The organism is Nocardiopsis sp. TSRI0078 (genome assembly GCF_001905145.1).
Classification (GTDB): domain Bacteria; phylum Actinomycetota; class Actinomycetes; order Streptosporangiales; family Streptosporangiaceae; genus Nocardiopsis.
On sequence record NZ_LWLB01000003.1, the window covers coordinates 21,038 to 35,584 of the forward strand.

Here is a 14,547-nt window from a genome sequence, read left to right on the forward strand (position 1 = left end):
GTCCCGCCGGTTCGCCCGGGCGGGCGACCGGGCTCCGTGCGGATACGTCGGTGTCCGGTCCGGGGCCTGTGGGGCGTTTGAGCAGGTGGTGGCAGGTCAGGAGAGGGGGATACAGGTGGATCGAGACACGAAGAGTGCTCTGGAGGGACGATGATCACGTACCAGGGACTCATGGACCACGTCACCCGGAACGCGAACGTGTCCGACGACGAGGCACGTCGGGCGCTTGAGGCCGTGACCGGCGAGCTGGCGCGGCACGTCGACACCGAGACGCGCGACCGGCTCGTGGAGCAGCTTCCCGCGGGGCTTGGCAGGCACGTCCCGGCCCCGCGCCAGGAGTCCGGGCCGAGCACCTCCGGTCGGCTGGCCCAGGAGGTCGGCGAGCAGATCGGCTGCCCGCCGGAGAGGGCGACGCACCTGACCCGGATGGTGCTCTCGGGCATCCACCTCGGTGAGCCCGAGCTCGCCGACGCGCTCGCCTCCCGGCTGCCCGAGGAGTTCGCCCAGTGGGCCCGGGACCCGGACGGGGCCATGGGACGCTCCGACACCGGGCAGACGGGCGCTCCGAGCCGCCTGGACCAGGCCACCCTCGAACACGCCCTGGGCCGGCTCCCGGACTGGGAGGGCGACACCACGGGGCTGACCAGGTCGGTTGACCTGCCGAGGGTCCGTGTCACACCGCTGCTGAACCGGATCGACCGTGCCGCGCACGGGATCGACCACTCCTACGAGCACGAGTTCACCGACTCGGGGGTCGCGTTCACCGTCCGGACCGCGTCGATCGGCGCCGTGACCACCAGGGACATCGAGATGGCCGAGCGCATCGACGAGGCGGTGGCCGCGATCGGCTCGGGCGGCTGAGCACGGGGGGCGGGCGGCGCCCCTTCGCACGCAGGCGCCGGTCAGGCTCCGCGTCCGCCGACCGGTGGCCTCACCGGTACGCCACCGCTCGCGGGAGGGGCCGGCCCCGGTCGGCTTCCCCGTGCCCGGCGGCCGCGGGTCCCGGGGAGGGCCTGCCACGCGAAAGGGGTGCGCCCGTGCCTAGCGGAGCCTGCGCCAGGCGGTCATCCAGCGCTGGCGCTCGCCCGCGTCCTCGCCCGCGCAGGCGGTCACGAAGGCCATGAGGAACACGTACCCGGGCAGTTCGGTGCCCTCCAGGACCTGCTGGAAGGTGGACCTCTTCACCGCTCCCCCGCACAGGTGCTCCAGTTCCAGGTAGGACCAGTCACCCGCCCAGACGAGGTAGCGGCGCATGGTCAGCAGGAACTCCGCGGGGGTCTTGGCGTCCAGGGGGTTGGGACGCCGATCGTAGCCGTCCAGGGCGCGGACGGGCAGGTGGCGCTCGACGACGGCGTCGCTGGGGGTCGCGAGGACCCGGTCCAGCCAACTGGTGCGGCCGAGGGCTCTGTTGGGACCGGTGGGTTCGAGAACGCCCGTGGTGGTCAACCTTCTCCTTTCACTGATCGGTTCGCGGATTCCCTCGATGGGATACGCCTGTACGGCGCGCATGAGCACAAGGGGGAGAGAGAGCACCGAAGGCGGGAGAGCGGCTGTTGTGTCGGCAACCCCGACTGTTCGGTTACCGGGAAATCTACCGGATGAACACGACACGCGAAAGCGCCCGACACCCCGGTTCCCGGGAGGCGTCGGTCTCCTCCGTGTGTGACGTCCCCTCCCTCGTCGGGGCCGCTGTGAACTTCTTCGACAAATCGCATCAAAGGTCATCTGAAGTCACGACTGAAACGTCAGCCATGACGGAAAAGCATGAAACGGCACCACCTGGGCAAGCTTGAAAGCAAGCGCGGGATTTCGCGAATGATCGGATCCGAATATCAATTTTAGGCCTGACCGTAACTAACCCTCAGGTGTCCACGCCAGCACCGTGGCGTCGTCGCTCCCCTTGGCCCGCGGATGGTTCCGCCGCTCCGGATCAGCGGCTTCCAGCGCACGCACCCGGTCCAGAAGGGCACGCGGCCCCCTGTCCGAAACCAGGGCGAACGCCTCGCCCCAGTCCAGGTCGCCGAACACGTCGACCACCCGGCCCGCCCCGTCGGTCATGGCGGTGAAGCGTCCCGCGGGCAGGGTTCCGGTCAGCGCCTCCTCCGCCGCCCGGGGATCGGCGCCCGCCGTCCAGAAACCGCCGGCCACGTTGCGGTGGGCGCGGACGGCGTCTCCCGGCCGCCCCTGGCGGGCCAGCTCGCTCCTGAGGACGTCGAGTCGCGTGTCGGTGAGCACCCGCACCCCGTCCGGGCCCTCCACCAGCAGCACGGAGTCGGACAGCACCAGGTACTCCAGCCCTCCGGTGCCCACGCGCACCGCCACGACCGTGGCCGACGGGCTCTCCTGGTTGCTCAGGTCGCAGGTGTGGGCGTGCAGGGCGGAGGCCGTCGTGACCGCCTCCGCGAGCGCCTCGCGCAGGGGAAGACCCGCGTCGGCCCCGGCCAGCAGCAGCCCGCCGAGCCGCCGGGTGTACCAGGCCACTCCGTGGGCGCACCCGGTGTCCACGCCCGGCGGCGCGCTCGCCCCGTCCAGGAGTACCGCGCTGGTGGCGGTCGCGGCGGCGAAGTCCTCGTTGGGGCGGCCGGGGTCGCCCGGCTCCGTGGCGACGCGGAAGGGCATTCGCGGATCTCCCGTTCACGGACGGCACACCTGGTCATGGACACCGCGGAGCCGGTGCGGGGCCACGGCGGCCGCACCGTACCTACCCCATCGGCCTTGCCCCCATGGAATGGCCCGCCGTAGTGGGAGTGAACGATTGGGTATTTTTCTGGACGTTACGTATATGGTGCGGTTCCACTCCGGCAAGGATGCGGAGGGAAGACCCCCCGACCCCGCACCGAGGGCGACAGCGCACGCACTGAGAGAGAAGAGGAAGACCCGACATCCCCCTTGCGAAAAGAAGTCGACACAGGGATGGACACCGATGCGAAACCTCCCCTACTACTTTCGGAGAGCCAGAAGAATCCTCAGGAGAATGACCCCTGTTCCGGTCAGGAAAGCCCTCTTCCTCCCTGTCTCGTGGAGGCACAGGAGGAGGGATCCGGAGCTCAGCATGTCGACCTACCAGCGCGAACCCGTCCTCGCACGGCGCTGGTCCGGCCCCTTCGACATCGAGGACCTCACCGCCCGGCAGACGAACCGTTTCACCGATCTCCTGCGTGACCGGGGAATCGACTACTTCATCTCCCGGTCCAACGGCACGTACCACCATTCGGTCGCCGTGTCCGAGGAGGACAGGCCCGAGGTCATCTCGGTCCTCGCCTCCCGTTACAGCCTCCGCGGCACGTACGTGAGGACCCCCAACGGGTACCGCCCCCTGTCCCCGCTCCGGCTGCGCCGGCTCCGCCGTGCTCCGGTGATCCGGCTCGGAGAACACGTGATCGGCGACCGGGGCCCCGCTGTCGCCGGCCCCGCCCACGGCTTCACCGTGGAGTTCTGGCAGGAGGGCGAGCGGTTCCTGGAGTCCCCCGACCACGAGGAGAGGCTCGACCGGCTCAAGGTCGTGGCGCCCGAGCACATCCTGCGGGAGTCGCTCATCGCGCCCCAGCCCAACCCGGTGAGCGAGGTGATCCCCGGAAGGGCCCGGGAGGCCGCCGAGGTCAGGGTCGGCGATCGGACCCATCCCACCCTGGACGCCTTCACCTGGGAACTCGCCACCGACCTCGCCTTTCCCGTCGACGCCGTCTACACCTGGGTCGACGGGGACGACGAGGCCTGGCGCGCCAAGCGCGACTCCTATCTCGGTGAGAGCGCTCCGGCCAACCCGCACTCCGCGTCCGACTCCCGCTACACCAGCCGGGATGAACTCCTCTACTCCCTGCGCTCGCTGGAGATGTTCGCCCCCTTCGTGCGCAACGTCTACATCGTCACCGACGGCCAGACGCCGCCGTGGCTGAACACCGACCATCCGAGGGTGCGGGTGGTGGACCACAAGGAGATCTTCAAGGACCCGTCGGTCCTCCCGGTGTTCAACTCGCACGCCATCGAGTCGCAGCTGCACCACATCGAGGGCCTGGCCGAGCACTACCTGTACCTCAACGACGACGTGTTCTTCGGCCGCCCCGTGTCCCCCTCCCTCTTCTTCCACCCCAACGGGATCGTGAAGCTGAACCCCTCTCCCTACCGCTTCGGCCTGGGGGAGGTCAGCGAGGAGGACCAGCCCGTGGACGCCGCCGCCAAACGCAACAGCGCGCTGCTGGAGAAGCACTTCGGCAAGGTGCCCATGTCCAAGTTCAAGCACACGCCCATCCCGCAGCGCCGGTCGGTGCTCCGGGAGCTGGAGGAGGAGTTCCCCGAGGTGTTCGCGCGGACGGCGGCGTCGCGGTTCCGGCACCCGGACGACCACTCCGTACCGTCGTCCCTGCACAACTACTACGCGTTGTTCACGGGCAGGGCCGTGCTCGGGGGCCTGCGCTACACCTACCTCAACCTGGCCGACCTCGACGCGGTGCGGTACCGGACCCGGGCCCTGCTGTCCCAGCGCAACTTCGACACCTTCTGCGTGAACGACACCACGGAACCGGACGAGGAGGCCGAGAGGCACGTGGACGGGTTCCTCGGCGCGTACTTCCCCTTCAGGAGCAGCTTCGAGCGGTGACGGGCGGCCCGGCACCGGCCGGGCCGCCCCTTCCGGGCCGGCGCGGGGTCAGCGCACCAGGACGGTGGTGTGCACGTCGATACGGCCGCTCTCCCAGAGCCAGTCCATCGCGGTCAGGCTCACCCGGGCGCATCCGTGGGAGGCGGGCTGGGAGGGGACGACCGGGTACCCGTGCACGGCGATGCCGCCGTTGAAGTACATGGGCCTGTACAGGGCTCCGTAGGGGCCGGGGTCCCAGGCGTCGACCTCCCGGAAGACGGTGTAGGTGCCGGTGGGGGTGGTGGCGATCCGCTCGGTGCCGTCCGAGGCCTCGTAGGGCCGTCCGGAGCCGGTGGAGGTGTTGAGGACGCGTTCGACCTCACCGTCGGAGACCACCAGCAGCAGCTGCCGGTCCAGGTCGATCTCCAGCAGGTCGCCGGAGGAGGACTCGGCCTCCGGGCGCACGCCCTCGGCGAGCGCGGAGCGGGTGTTGGGGCCCACGATGCCGTCGCGGGCGATCCCGGCGGCCTTCTGCAGCGCCACGACGGCCTGCTCGGTGTGGAAGCCGAACTGGCCGTCCACACCGTCGATCCAGTAGCCCAGCTCGGTGAGTCGCTCCTGGACGGCGGCCACCTCGGGCCCGGTGCTGCCCTGGCGCAGTTCCGGGCCCTCGGCGACCGAGGCCGGTACGGCGTGCGCGGCCGGAGCGGCCACGGCCGCGACGAGGGCGAAGGCCGCGGTCAGGGCCAGGAGGAGGGTTCGTACCGTGTTCCACGCGGGGAGTGATCGGGGGGTTGCCATACGTTCCCCTTACCCACCGCGCCCGGACTTCTCCCGGATTCGTTCCGCCTGTGGACGGACCTCATCCCCGGAGCGGGCGCGTGTGCAGGGACGCGGCGACGTGTGCCAGCGCCCGGCACCGGGCGAACTCCACCGCGGTGAAGGGCACGCCCCGCCTGCGGACCGCGAGGACGCCTCCGTCGGGCGCGGGCAGGGTCATCGTCGTGCCGGACAGGTCCTCCCTGGCCATGCCGCCGGGCGGCTGCGCCGTGTGCGCCACGTCCTGGGCCGCGGACAGGGACAGCAGGGAGCGCTCAAGGGTGGTCGCCCCGGCGACCAGGGCACTGACCAGGGCGAGCGTGCGGCTGGTGGTGTCGCTGAGTTCGTGGACGTCGGCGCGGCGGACGGCTGCGTCGCGTCCGCCCGCATCCCGTACGGCTCCGTACAGGGCGTCCTCGCGCATGTGCGCGGGGGCGCTGACGAAGAACTCGTCTATGGCGTCGGCCCCGGCGGGGTGCACCTGCATGAGCCTGATGTCGACCCCGAGGGCGGCGAACCGCGTGGTGAGCGCGGCCAGGCCCCCGGGCACGTCGGAGACCGTGACGCGCACACTCCACAGCAGGTCATCGAAGACGTGGGAGAGCCCCGGCGCGGTCGGCGGGCCGCCCGGGGCGGTGGTCGGTGCGCCCGTGCCGGCGCGTCCGCCGGGACGGGAGGAGGACGCGGCCCGGTGGCGGTGCCACCGGTGGGCCGCGGAGACCGCGAGCAGGAGCAGGCCCACGGCGATCAGGGCCCGGACCCCGGTGTCGCTGTGGCCGAGGGAGAGCACCACCAGGTGCGCCGCGCCGGCGGCGAGGAGCAGTGTGCCCAGTTCGAGTGCCTCGCGGCCGAGGAAGCCGCGGTGGTGGTCGTTGGTTCCGTAGTCACCTTCGGAAACGTCCATGTGCCCGAAGGTGCCAGGCCGACGTTGCGCCCGTGCTCCGCGCCGTGACGGAGCGGTAAAAACACAGGGTGACGGCGGCCACGGCACGGAGATGTGCCCCAGAACACATCAGCTCCACCGTGAGCCGGGGCGGCCTTGGCGTGTCCTTTCCCGTATCAGCACTTTCGGCTGGTCGACCCGTCACGCACGGGAAAACCACGGGGGGACGTGAGGGACATGGAGCGCGACGCGGCAAGGGAGCGGGCCGGCACGGTGGCGGGAGCCCGCGAGGAGACATGTGTCCGGGACGACAGGCCGGTGCACACCCTGCGCGCCCGAAGCTCCGCACCGCTGGTGGCCACCGTGGCCGTCACCGCCGTGGTGTCGGCCCTGGCCGCCGCGGAGGTCACCGGGTCCCTGGTGGGCCGCCCCCTGTCCGGCGGGGCCCTCACCCGGTTCCACGCCCACGGGTCCGGCGCCCCTGGGCGTCCTCCGCGCCGATGCTCGCGTCCGCGGTGCTGGCGGCCGTCGGGCTAACGCTGGTCGTGGTCGCCCTCGCCCCGGAACGCGACGACGGGACGACGACACTGTCCGGCGAGGGCACGCGTCCCGGTGGCGGCCCGGCACGGTCCGGCGTGGACGGTGGGAGCGCCGACCGGACCGGGGCGGTCCCCGAGCGCGCCTCCGGGAGGAGCGGTGAAGGCCCCGGCGGGTCCGGGACAACCGGATAGGGCCGACGGGTCCGGTGGGATCCGGACCGGCGGAACCACATGCGCCCTCACCGGTCCCGCGCCGGGTCCTCCAGGTCGACGACCTCGATGTCCAGCCGGACGACGGGCAGGCCCAGCCGCTGCTCCGCCAGGGAGCGCATGGCGCGCCGGGCCGCGTCGGCGGCGTCGGGGATGGGGAGGCCGACGGTGACGCGGGCCGTGGCCCGGACGGTGAGGCCCTCGCGCGTCTGCTCGACCCGGCAGCGGCCGACGACGACCCCGGGGACCGGCTCCACGGAGGCCCGCAGCATGGCGGCCACGGCCGACTCCCCGACCTCCGTGCCACCCGGTCCGGGAGCACCCAGCACGACGGTCCCCTCCGAGCGCCTCCACGAGACGTGTACGTGCGCGCTGGATGCGTCCGCGCACCGCGGTCGGGGTCGGGGTCGGGGTCGGGGTCGGGGTCGTGTCGACGATCTCCGCTATCTCCTCATAGCCCAGTCCCTCCATCTCGCGCAGGATCCAGCAGGCCCTCTGCGTGGGCGGCAGTCCCGACAGGGCGTCGCGCAGCGCCTCCCGCAGGTTCTGCGCGACCGTCTCACCCGCGGGCCCGGCGCCGGGGGCCGCCAGCCGCTCGCCGTCCTCCACCGGGTCCACGGGCTTTCGGGCCCGCAGCATGTTCAGCGCGCGCCGCGCCACGATGCGGTTCAGCCAGGCGGGGAAGCTCCGGGGCCCGGTGAGTTCGGGAAGCCTGCGCCATGCGGTGACGAGCGCGTCCTGGGCGGCTTCCCGCGCGTCCAGGGGATCGCGCAGCACGCGCAGGGCGATCCGGTGGACGGTGTCCTGGTGGCCGCGGACGAGAGCCTCGAACGCCCTGTCGTCCCCGTCCTGCGCGCGCTCCACGAGCACGCTCACCGGAAGTACGGTCTCCCTGTGCATAGATGGCGCGACCATCCCTCCTCGTACGCACAGCGAAACTACTCCAGGTGAGGAACCGAACACGGTATCCACGGGCGGCAGGTCGGCCCGGAGGGCGCGCGGCGTGCTATGTTCGCCACTCGCGGCGACCCGGACCTGAGCCTCCCGCGCGTCAGGGACGTGCCGGACCCCGTGTCTCCCCGGCGGTTCCTCCCCCGGTGTCGAGACCGGCAGTTCACCTCCTGCACGTTCCGACCCACCAGGGAGCCACGCCCGTGCGTGTCCACTGCGCGGTGTACGCCCGAGGGCTACGCCGCTACTCCACCTACCGTGCGGCCACGGCCGCCGGGGTCCTCACCAACTCCGTCTTCGGCGCGATCAACGCGGCCGTCATGCTCGCCCTGTTCGCGGCGCGGCCGCAGATCAACGGCTACGACGCCGGGGACGCCGTCACCCAGGTGTTCCTCGGCCAGGCGCTCATCGCCGCGGTCGCCATCATGGGCCCGCCCCTGGAGCTGGGCGAGCGGGTGCGCTCGGGGGACGTGGGCACCGACCTGCTGCGCCCGGTGTCGCTGCTGGGCTGGTGGCTGTCGGAGGACCTCGGCCGGGCCACGTTCAGCCTGGTCTTTCGCGGAGTGCCCACGTTCGCCGTCGGCCTGCTCCTGTTCGACCTGTCCCTGCCCGGCGAACCGGCGCGCTGGGCCGCCGTCCTGCTGTCGGCCGCGCTGGCCGTGCTGGTGTCGTTCGCGCTGCGCTACCTGTACGAGCTGGCCGGGTTCTGGATCATGGACTCGCGGGGCGTCTGGGCGGTGGCCGGGCTGCTCGGCCCGGTGGCCGCCGGACTGCTGCTCCCGCTCCCCCTGTTCCCCCCGGCCGCCGCCGAGGTGCTGCGCCTGCTGCCGTGGGCCTCGATGGTGCAGATCCCCGCCGAGATCCTCCTCGGCAAGGACACCCTGCCCGGCGGGTCCCCGCTCGGCGGTCTGGCGCTCCAGGCCGGGTGGGCCGCCGCGCTGCTCGCCCTCGGCGCCTGGACGACCGCCCGCGCCACGCGGAGGGTGGTGGTCCAGGGTGGCTGACGTCCTCGCCCGCGCCCGCGGGTCCGTGCTCTGGCCGGTCCGGGCCTACCTGCTGCTGGCGTGGACCTGGTGCCGCGCGCTGGCCCAGTACCCGGTGTCCCTGCTGCTGATGACCCTGGCGACCTCGCTGGGCGTGTTCGCCGAGATCGGCGCCGTCGTCGTGGTGTTCGTCCACGCCGGCCGGCTGGAGGGGTTCGACCTGGCGGAGGGGCTGCTCGTGGCCGGCCTGGCCGCGACCGCCTTCTCCTGCGCCGACATGATCCTGGGAATGGTCGAGAACCTGGGTCGGCACATCCGGGCGGGAACGCTCGACGTGATGCTGGTGCGCCCGGTGTCGCCGCTGGTGCAGATGGCGACCGACCGGTTCGCGCCCCGCCGTCTGGGGCGGATCGTTCCGGGCGCGGTCATCGTCACCGCCGCCCTGGTGGCGTGCGACATCGACTGGACCTTGGGCAGGGCGCTGATGCTGCCGGTGCTGCTGGTGTCGGGGACCGCGATCTGCTGCTCGGTCTGGGTCCTCGGGGCGTGCCTGCAGTTCTTCGTCGCCGACGCCCGCGAGGCCGCCAACTCGGTCACCTACGGCGGGCAGGCCCTCACCGAGTACCCGCTGGCCGTCTACGGCCGCGACGTGGTCCGGGCGGTGACCTTCGTGGTGCCGCTCGCCTTCGTCACCTGGCAGCCCGCCCTGTACCTGCTCGGCCGCCCCGACCCGACCGGGCTGCCGGACGCCCTGCGCTTCACCACCCCCCTCGTCGCCGTCGCCATGTGCCTGATCGCCGCCGCCTGCTGGCGGTCCGGGCTGCGCCACTACCGATCCACCGGGAGCTGACATGACGTCCGTCCGAGAGTCCACCGACCCCGCCGGGTCCGCCGCGGAGCCCGTCATCGAGGCCGTCGGCCTGGGCCGCGACTTCGTCCTGTCCGAGGGTCCGTTCCTGCGGCGCAGGCGGCGCACCGTCAGCGCGGTGAGCGACGTGACCCTCACCGTGCGGCCCGGCGAGATCGTCGGCTACCTGGGGCCCAACGGCGCCGGCAAGAGCAGCACGATGAAGATGCTCACCGGCATCCTCACCCCCACGAGGGGGCACCTGCGGGTGACCGGGCTGGAGCCGTCGCGCCAGCGTACGAGGCTGGCCGGCAGGATCGGCGTGGTGTTCGGGCAGCGGACCACCCTGTGGTGGGACCTGCCGCTGCGGGACAGCCTGGCCCTGACCCGGCACATGTACCGGGTCCCGGCCGCCGACCACGCCCGCCGCCTGGCCGGACTGACCGAACTGTTGGAGCTGGGACCGTTCCTGTCCACTCCGGTGCGCCAGCTCAGCCTGGGCCAGCGCATGCGCGGCGACCTGACCGCGGCCCTGCTGCACGGTCCGCGGCTGCTGGTGCTGGACGAGCCGACCATCGGCCTGGACGTGGTCAGCAAGTCGACCATCCGCGAGTTCCTGCTGCGGCTCAACGCTGAGGAGGGGACGACCATCCTGCTGACCACGCACGACCTGGGCGACGTGGAGCGCCTGTGCGAGCGGGTGGTGGTCATCGACCGCGGAAGCCTGGCCTACGACGGCGGCCTGGACGGGCTGCGCGCGAGCGTGCCCGCTCCGCGGGTGCTGGTCGTGGACCTGGCCGCTCCCGCCCCGCCCATCGGGGTGGAGGGCGGCCGGTGCGTGCGCGTGGACGGCCCGCGCCAGTGGCTGGAACTGTCGGAGAACCCGGCGGCGGTGATCACCCGGGTCGCGCAGCGGCACGAGGTGGCCGACCTGACCCTGCGCGAGCCCGACATCGAGGGGGTGGTCGCCGCGCTGTACCGGGGTGCGGCGGTCGGCGGCGGGGCGTAGGACCCTCCGGGAGCCGTGCGGAGGGCGGGTCCGACAGGGCCCGGCGGGCCCGCCCCGGGCGGTGCGACGATCGGGGCGGCCGCCCCCGGACCCTCAGGCCTTCGGCTGGGTGAAGCGGAGGTGGTTGCCGAAGGGGTCCCGAAGGCCGCAGTCGATCCCGTACGGGCGCTCGGTGGGCTCCTCGGTGAACTCCACGCCCCGGCCCGACAGCGTCTCGTACGTCTTGCGGCAGTCGTCCGTGGAGAGGATGAGCGTGCCGCCCGTCGCGCCCTTGGTCACCAGTTCCCGGACCTGCCGCGCCGTCTCCTCGGACATCGCCGGAGGACCCGGCTTCTCCAGCAGGACCTGGCGCTCCGGGTGGCCGGGGACCTGGACGGTCAGCCACCGCATGAAGCCCATGTCGATGTCGGCGCCGACCTCCAGGCCGAGCTTGCCGACGTAGAAGTCGAGGGCCTCGTCCTGGTCGAGGACGTAGATCTGTGAGTGCGTGATCGCGTTGAACATGTGCATCACGCTACTGAGCGGGCCGGAGGAAAACTTATCCGAAACCACTCGGTCCGCCGCCGGGTCGACGGTCGGTACGGAACACGCGGCACCGTCAGGCGTGCGGCCGCGTCCACGCCATCGTGAAGCACGTCGGCACGTTCGCGGCCTCCGCCTCCCTGCGGTACTCCCTCGGCGACCGGCCGACGATGTCGCGGAACGTGCGGCTGAAGGTCCCCGTGCTGCCGAAGCCGACCTCGAAGCAGATGTCGGTCACGCTGCGGCCGGTCTCCCGCAGCAGGAACATCGCGCGCTCGACACGTCGGCACTGGAGGTAGCGGTGGGGCGTCTCGCCGAACGTGGCCCGGAAGGTGCGCGTGAAGTGCGACTCCGACACGTGGGCGATCCGGGCCAGGGCCGGTACGTCCAGCGGCTGCGCGTAGGCCCGGTCCATCGCGTCCCGCGCCCGGAGCATACGGCGGTTGGTCTCTTCCACGGCACGGCTCACCCCTCCATCACACCACGGCCTCCCTCCCCTCCCGTCCTCCGGTACGGGTGGCCGCCGCGCCGTCCCGGGGCGGCGTCCACGCCCGGTGCGAACCGGATGCCCCGCCGGGAGCGCCCGCCCCCTCGCCGACCTTGGCCGACGTGTGCTTCCCGCACCCGCCGGAGGGCGGACTCGAAGAGGCGGAATCATCGCTGTCATGGACTCGGGCGTGGTGTGGGGGATCGTGTTCGCGGTGCTCTCGTGTGCGGCCTACACGGTCGCGGCGGTGGCCCAGCGCAGGCTCGCGGTGCGGGTGGCGAGGCCGCTCACCGGAGGGAGGCAGCTGGCCGCCCTGCTGCGGCACCCTCTGTGGTGGGTGTCCCTGCTGTTCAACGGGGCCCGGGCCGGTTTCCAGGTGGCGGCGGTGAGCCACGCGCCGTTGACCGTGGTGCAGCCGTTCGGCGTGCTGGTGCTGGTGTTCGGCGTCCCGTGGTCGGCCCGTCTGGGCGGGCGCCGGGTCACCCGCGCGGAGTGGCGCGGCGCGGCGTTCACCGCGGTGGCCCTGGGCGTGCTGCTGGCGGTGACGGTGACCGACGGCCGGGGCGGCGTGCTCGGCGACACGGACTCGGCGGTGGTCGGCGCGGGTACGGCGGCGCTGCTGTGGGCGACCGCGTGGCTGGCGGGAAGGGCCCGGTCCGCCGCCTGGCGCAGCTACCTGCTGGCGGGAGCGGCGGGGGTGGCCTTCGGGGTCTCCTCGGCCACGGTCAAGACCGCGGTGGCGGCCGTCGGCGAGGCCGGGGCGTCCGGGCTCCTACACGCGTCCTCACTGGCCACGCCCGTGATCGCGGTGCTGGGCCTGTTCCTGGCGCAGGCGGCCTACCAGGGCATGGAGCTGGGCGCCCCGCTGGGGATCACCACCTTCACCAACCCGGTCTCCGCGGCCGTGGTGGGTGTGGCGTTCATGGACGAGTCCTACGTCGGCGGGTGGGTCGGCGGCGTGGCCGCGGTGGTGTGCGCCCTGCTGGCGGCGTACGGGATCCGGCTGCTCACCGTCCCCCGGGACGAGGACCGGTGGCGGTCGGGTCTCGGTCCCGTGCCGTGACACGGAAGGGCCCGGGCCCATGCCGGCGAAGCGAACACCGGTCCCGCCGCCGCGCTCCCCCTCACCCGCCGTCGTGCCCGAGTTCCGCGGAACGGTTCAGTCAGCCGACAGAGCCAAGGCGTCCGTGAAGGCGTGCGGGGCCACGACCAGTGCCCGTCCCACGTCGAGGCCGACCTCCATGCCGGGGTGTCCGCCGGCGGCGTCGCACCCGGTGACCCGGTCGATCAGGTGCAGACCCGCGAAAGCGGTGGCGCGTGCCGCGAGCGCGGGACCCGCGACCGGCCTGGTCTCACGGTAGGCGGACCAGAAGGCGTCCACCGCCGGGCGCACCCCTCGGAAACGCCGAAGCCCCCGTTCCACGGCGTCGTCCGGGCACGGCCGTCCCCATCCCGCCCCGTCCGGCCCGACGAGTACGCCCGCGCACAGCCACTCCCCCACGAACATGCCGACGTCGAGGGCGGGGTCGGCGGATCCGAACCCCTCCCAGCCCTCGAACACGACCTCTCCGCCGCTCCCCACGAGAACCCGTTCCGCCCGCAGTCCCCGGTGGGAGGGCGTCACACCGGACCGCCCGGTGGTCCTCGCCAGGCGCCCGATCGCCTGGAACAGGGCCTCGTCCCTGCGCGCCGCCCGAACACGCGCCTCGAACTCCGCCGTGACCACCTCGCCGGGAACCGTGTCCCCCTCCGGAGCCGTACGGTGCAGCAGGGCGACGGCCCTGCCCCCTTCGCGGGGGACCGCGGTGTCCACGGCCCGCCCCGGGGTGACGTCGAAGGCGGACCGCATGACGGGTATGTGTTCGAGTACGGCGATACGGTCCGCGGACGACACGGCCAGCAGCCGGGGCGCGCGCAAGGACCCGGGCGGTATCCGCTGGTGGACCCGCGCGAAGACCGACAGCGCGTCCAGTTTCCGCGCCGCGGCGTCGGGGCGGCCGAGGAAGCGCTGGACGACGACGTGCCGGCCGCTCTTCGTTCGTCCGGTCCAGGTCTGCTGTGCCCGGTCCGCCCGGTGGGCGACGTCGGCGTCCTCGAACACGACGCCAAGACGGGCCAGGGGGAGGCGGATGCTGCTGAGCGGGACGGGGTCCACCCCCGCGGTGCCCTCAAGGTCCGCCATGTCCGTCCTTTGCCTGGATGCGGGTTCCCGGTTCCCGCATCCTCCCGGTTCCGGAGCGCCCGTACACGGCCGTCGGCCCTACTTTCCGACCTTCGCCGGATGGGGCACCGGGGAGCCCCGGCGCCCCACCTGACGAAGTCACAGGATCGTCGTTGTCCGCGCGCCGCGGCCGGAGGAGAGTCACCTGTGTTCGGTCGCTCGCGTCCTCCGGCGAACGCACCGAACGGTGCCGTGCGCCCGGAGCGCACGGGAGAACGCAGGGACGACCACACGAGGAGACGCACATGGACTTCACCGGATCCACCCCGTCCGCGCGGACCCGACGCGGCATCGACTCGCTGACCGCTTCGGAGGCCCGGGTGGCCCGTCTGGCGGTCGAGGGCAGAACCAACCGGGAGATCGGCCGCCAGCTGCGCATATCCCACCACACGGTGGACACGCACCTGCGCCACACCTACCAGAAGCTGAGCGTCTCCTCGCGGGTGGAGCTGACACGGCTGTTCCTCTCGAAGGAGGGATCGCGCGCGCTCCGGGGATGA

At 72.6% G+C, this 14,547-nt stretch carries 16 protein-coding genes and 1 pseudogene; 8 read left to right on the forward strand and 9 right to left on the reverse strand.

Annotated elements, in window-relative coordinates; translation table 11 throughout:
* Positions 1–150: 150 nt before the first annotated feature.
* Positions 151–861: a DUF2267 domain-containing protein gene (locus tag A6A08_RS04795; RefSeq protein WP_073701303.1), complete on the forward strand. Its 711-nt coding sequence runs from the start codon at positions 151–153 to the stop codon at positions 859–861.
* A gap of 180 nt (positions 862–1,041) precedes the next feature.
* On the opposite strand, the gene A6A08_RS04800 is transcribed toward A6A08_RS04795, so the two are convergent.
* The gene (locus A6A08_RS04800) at positions 1,042–1,446 is read right to left on the reverse strand and encodes a hypothetical protein (protein ID WP_073701304.1); all 405 of its coding nucleotides are present in this window, start codon (positions 1,444–1,446) and stop codon (positions 1,042–1,044) included.
* A gap of 408 nt (positions 1,447–1,854) precedes the next feature.
* Positions 1,855–2,619 carry a protein phosphatase 2C domain-containing protein gene (locus A6A08_RS04805; protein ID WP_073701305.1) on the reverse strand — a complete coding sequence of 255 codons (765 nt, stop codon included), beginning with the start codon at positions 2,617–2,619 and terminating at the stop codon, positions 1,855–1,857.
* 433 nt (positions 2,620–3,052) lie between these two features.
* Here A6A08_RS04805 and A6A08_RS04810 point away from each other — a divergent pair, with 433 nt between their 5' ends.
* Positions 3,053–4,597, forward strand: coding sequence for a stealth family protein (locus A6A08_RS04810; protein ID WP_073701306.1), 1,545 nt, complete (start codon positions 3,053–3,055; stop codon positions 4,595–4,597).
* Between the two features lie 48 nt (positions 4,598–4,645).
* Here A6A08_RS04810 and A6A08_RS04815 read toward each other — a convergent pair whose 3' ends face one another.
* Together A6A08_RS04815 and A6A08_RS04820 are read right to left on the reverse strand one after the other, a co-directional pair.
* On the reverse strand, positions 4,646–5,377 hold the full coding sequence (locus A6A08_RS04815; protein WP_073701307.1) for a L,D-transpeptidase family protein: 732 nt from the start codon (positions 5,375–5,377) through the stop codon (positions 4,646–4,648).
* Positions 5,378–5,438: 61 nt separating this feature from the next.
* Positions 5,439–6,299: an ACT domain-containing protein gene (locus tag A6A08_RS04820; protein ID WP_073701308.1), complete on the reverse strand. Its 861-nt coding sequence runs from the start codon at positions 6,297–6,299 to the stop codon at positions 5,439–5,441.
* Between the two features lie 216 nt (positions 6,300–6,515).
* Here A6A08_RS04820 and A6A08_RS04825 point away from each other — a divergent pair, with 216 nt between their 5' ends.
* Positions 6,516–6,815: a hypothetical protein gene (locus A6A08_RS04825; RefSeq protein WP_073701309.1), complete on the forward strand. Its 300-nt coding sequence runs from the start codon at positions 6,516–6,518 to the stop codon at positions 6,813–6,815.
* 241 nt (positions 6,816–7,056) lie between these two features.
* Here the strand turns inward: A6A08_RS04825 and A6A08_RS04830 are convergent, their stop codons facing one another.
* Both A6A08_RS04830 and A6A08_RS04835 read right to left on the reverse strand, forming a co-directional pair.
* Complete coding sequence (locus tag A6A08_RS04830) at positions 7,057–7,356, reverse strand: hypothetical protein (RefSeq protein WP_242422130.1); 300 nt, start codon at positions 7,354–7,356, stop codon at positions 7,057–7,059.
* Between the two features lie 13 nt (positions 7,357–7,369).
* Positions 7,370–7,927: pseudogene (locus A6A08_RS04835) on the reverse strand (RNA polymerase sigma factor); the annotation flags it as partial.
* 254 nt (positions 7,928–8,181) lie between these two features.
* Between A6A08_RS04835 and A6A08_RS04840 the strand changes: the two are divergent.
* Genes A6A08_RS04840 through A6A08_RS04850 form a run of 3 tightly spaced genes read left to right on the forward strand, consistent with a single transcriptional unit; the run spans position 8,182 to position 10,817 of the window.
* A complete protein-coding gene (locus tag A6A08_RS04840) occupies positions 8,182–8,982 on the forward strand; it encodes an ABC-2 family transporter protein (protein WP_073701310.1) in 801 nt (266 codons plus the stop codon).
* Complete coding sequence (locus tag A6A08_RS04845) at positions 8,975–9,811, forward strand: ABC transporter permease (RefSeq protein WP_073701311.1); 837 nt, start codon at positions 8,975–8,977, stop codon at positions 9,809–9,811. The genes A6A08_RS04840 and A6A08_RS04845 overlap by 8 nt, the downstream gene beginning before the upstream one ends.
* A gap of 1 nt (position 9,812) precedes the next feature.
* Complete coding sequence (locus A6A08_RS04850) at positions 9,813–10,817, forward strand: ATP-binding cassette domain-containing protein (RefSeq protein ID WP_073701312.1); 1,005 nt, start codon at positions 9,813–9,815, stop codon at positions 10,815–10,817.
* 93 nt (positions 10,818–10,910) lie between these two features.
* Here the strand turns inward: A6A08_RS04850 and A6A08_RS04855 are convergent, their stop codons facing one another.
* Both A6A08_RS04855 and A6A08_RS04860 read right to left on the reverse strand, forming a co-directional pair.
* On the reverse strand, positions 10,911–11,321 hold the full coding sequence (locus tag A6A08_RS04855; RefSeq protein WP_073701458.1) for a VOC family protein: 411 nt from the start codon (positions 11,319–11,321) through the stop codon (positions 10,911–10,913).
* A 94-nt stretch (positions 11,322–11,415) separates the two neighbouring features.
* Positions 11,416–11,796 (reverse strand): helix-turn-helix domain-containing protein, encoded by a 381-nt coding sequence (locus A6A08_RS04860; RefSeq protein ID WP_199866844.1) that lies wholly within the window; start codon positions 11,794–11,796, stop codon positions 11,416–11,418.
* A gap of 208 nt (positions 11,797–12,004) precedes the next feature.
* On the opposite strand from A6A08_RS04860, the gene A6A08_RS04865 reads away from it, so the two are divergent.
* The gene (locus tag A6A08_RS04865; protein WP_073701313.1) at positions 12,005–12,889 is read left to right on the forward strand and encodes a DMT family transporter; all 885 of its coding nucleotides are present in this window, start codon (positions 12,005–12,007) and stop codon (positions 12,887–12,889) included.
* Between the two features lie 96 nt (positions 12,890–12,985).
* Here the strand turns inward: A6A08_RS04865 and A6A08_RS04870 are convergent, their stop codons facing one another.
* Positions 12,986–14,008 (reverse strand): hypothetical protein, encoded by a 1,023-nt coding sequence (locus A6A08_RS04870; protein ID WP_073701314.1) that lies wholly within the window; start codon positions 14,006–14,008, stop codon positions 12,986–12,988.
* A gap of 284 nt (positions 14,009–14,292) precedes the next feature.
* On the opposite strand from A6A08_RS04870, the gene A6A08_RS28130 reads away from it, so the two are divergent.
* Positions 14,293–14,547, forward strand: coding sequence for a response regulator transcription factor (locus A6A08_RS28130; protein WP_073701315.1), 255 nt, complete (start codon positions 14,293–14,295; stop codon positions 14,545–14,547).

Excerpts from the sequence above, each read along its gene's own strand:
- A6A08_RS04850 (WP_073701312.1), top strand. The coding sequence starts at position 9,813 with ATGACGTCCGTCCGAGAGTCCACCGACCCCGCCGGGTCCGCCGCGGAG.
- A6A08_RS04805 (WP_073701305.1), bottom strand. The coding sequence starts at position 2,619 with ATGCCCTTCCGCGTCGCCACGGAGCCGGGCGACCCCGGCCGCCCCAAC.
- A6A08_RS04855 (WP_073701458.1), bottom strand. The coding sequence starts at position 11,321 with ATGTTCAACGCGATCACGCACTCACAGATCTACGTCCTCGACCAGGAC.
- A6A08_RS04865 (WP_073701313.1), top strand. The coding sequence starts at position 12,005 with ATGGACTCGGGCGTGGTGTGGGGGATCGTGTTCGCGGTGCTCTCGTGT.
- A6A08_RS04825 (WP_073701309.1), top strand. The coding sequence starts at position 6,516 with ATGGAGCGCGACGCGGCAAGGGAGCGGGCCGGCACGGTGGCGGGAGCC.
- A6A08_RS04810 (WP_073701306.1), top strand. The coding sequence starts at position 3,053 with ATGTCGACCTACCAGCGCGAACCCGTCCTCGCACGGCGCTGGTCCGGC.
- A6A08_RS28130 (WP_073701315.1), top strand. The coding sequence starts at position 14,293 with ATGGACTTCACCGGATCCACCCCGTCCGCGCGGACCCGACGCGGCATC.
- A6A08_RS04820 (WP_073701308.1), bottom strand. The coding sequence starts at position 6,299 with ATGGACGTTTCCGAAGGTGACTACGGAACCAACGACCACCACCGCGGC.
- A6A08_RS04815 (WP_073701307.1), bottom strand. The coding sequence starts at position 5,377 with ATGGCAACCCCCCGATCACTCCCCGCGTGGAACACGGTACGAACCCTC.
- A6A08_RS04870 (WP_073701314.1), bottom strand. The coding sequence starts at position 14,008 with ATGGCGGACCTTGAGGGCACCGCGGGGGTGGACCCCGTCCCGCTCAGC.
- A6A08_RS04795 (WP_073701303.1), top strand. The coding sequence starts at position 151 with ATGATCACGTACCAGGGACTCATGGACCACGTCACCCGGAACGCGAAC.